Annotated in this window: 1 protein-coding gene; it reads left to right on the top strand. The window is 70.2% G+C overall.

Annotation, left to right across the window (positions count from 1 at the left end; all coding sequences use genetic code 11):
- The first annotated feature begins 272 nt into the window (after positions 1-272).
- Positions 273-1,769, top strand: a complete 1,497-nt coding sequence (locus tag ACFU6K_RS38185; RefSeq protein ID WP_380671142.1) for an MFS transporter — start codon at positions 273-275, stop codon at positions 1,767-1,769.
- Positions 1,770-1,831 lie beyond the last annotated feature (62 nt).

Here is a 1,831-nt window from a genome sequence, read left to right as displayed (position 1 = left end):
CTCGCACACCCACCGCAGGCCCCCTCCCCGCGCCTGCCTCCCACCACGGCCCTTGTCACGTACCCGACCGTTCACCTTTGCCAAAGCGCCCCCGCCACACCCCCACCCGCCCGCCGCAGGCGCCCCTCCCCACACCCGCCACCCCCCACAGCCCTTGTCACGTACCCGACCGTTCACCTTTGCCAAAACTTAACCACTCGATATTTGACACTCTGAAGTATCTCCCTGCATGGTTACTTCAGTTCATTCACTATGTACGGGAGGAAGCAACCGTGAGTGAGGCACCACAGCCCACCACCGCGGCCGAGAAGCAGAGCAGCGCCCGGGTCCTGCCGGCCCTCATCCTGGCGATGCTGTCGTTCAGCGTGGTGCAGACCGCGGTCGTCCCGATCCTGCCCTCGCTGGCCAAGGAACTGCACGTCTCCGCGTCCAGCGTCACCTGGCTGATGACCGCCAACCTGCTCTCCGCAGCCGTGCTGACTCCGCTCCTGGGCCGCTTCGGCGACCTCCGGGGCCGCAAGCCGATGCTGCTGATCTCGCTGGCCGGCCTGGTCGCCGGTTCGGCGCTGGCGGTCAGCACCCACTCCTTCACCTGGCTGGTCGTCGCCCGTGTCCTCCAGGGCGCCGGCGGTGGCGTCCTGCCGCTGGCGATCAGCATCGTCCGTGACGAGCTGCCCAAGCAGAAGGTGACCGGCGGCGTCGCCGCCATCAGCGCCTCGATGGGCGTCGGCTCCGGCCTCGGCCTGGTCGCCACCGGTCTCCTGCTGGAGCACTGGAACTACAAGTCGATCTTCTGGATGGGCCTGGTCTTCGGCCTGATCGCAATCGCCCTGGTCGCCTTCCGCGTCCCGACCGACCCGGTGACCGACAAGGAGGGCGGCGCCGACCCGCTGGGCGCCCTCACCCTGGCCGGCTGGCTCTCCGCGCTGCTGGTCGCGGTCAGCCAGGGCAACCACTGGGGCTGGACCTCCAACAAGACGCTCGGCCTGTTCGCCGTCGCCGCCGTGGTCGCCCTGATCTGGGGGATCATCGAGACCAAGGTCGCGCACCCGCTGGTGGACATGAAGATGATGGCCCGTCCGGCCGTCGCCTTCACCAACGTGGCCGGCCTGCTCATCGGCTTCGGCATGTACGGCTCCTTCATGGTCATCAGCAACTTCGCCCAGACCCCGGAGAAGCTGACCCACTACGGCTTCACCGCCAGCGTGCTGCACGCCGGCCTCCTGCTGCTGCCGTCCGCCATCGGCTCGATGGTCGCCGCCCCGGTCGGCGCCCTGCTGATCGCCCGTCGCGGCCCGCGCCTGCCGCTGGTCCTCGGTGGCGTCCTCGGCGCCGTCGCGATGGCCTACCTGGCCGTGCGCCACGGGCACGAGGGCGACATCTACACCGCCTCGGCGATCTTCGGCCTCGGCGTCGGCCTCGCCTTCGCCGCGATGCCGGCCTACATCAACGGCGCGGTCCCGGTCGAGCAGAGCGGTATCGCCAACGGCATGAACTCCGTGCTCCGCACGGTCGGTGGCGCGATCGGCACCGCCGTCATGGCCGCCATCCTGACCGGCGACACCATGAAGCTGCCGCCGCAGATCCCGCTCTCGCTGCCCACCCTGGACGCCTACAAGCACGCGTTCTGGACCGCGGCCGTGGTCTGCGTCGTCGCCGGCGTCGTCCCGTTCCTGATCCGCGGCACCAGGTCGGCCGCCACCGCGACGGTCGTCGGCGGCTCGGCCCAGCAGGACTCCAGCCCCGAGCTGGTCAAGACCGACGCCTGACGAGGCGTCCGGCCCCCGCGCTCAGGGACAGGGCGCGGGGCCCGGTCCCCGCACGTCGTGAG

The sequence above is a fragment of the Kitasatospora sp. NPDC057512 genome, from assembly GCF_042802135.1.
Taxonomy (GTDB): Bacteria; Actinomycetota; Actinomycetes; order Streptomycetales; family Streptomycetaceae; genus Kitasatospora.
This window is presented reverse-complemented; position numbering and strand designations above follow the sequence as displayed.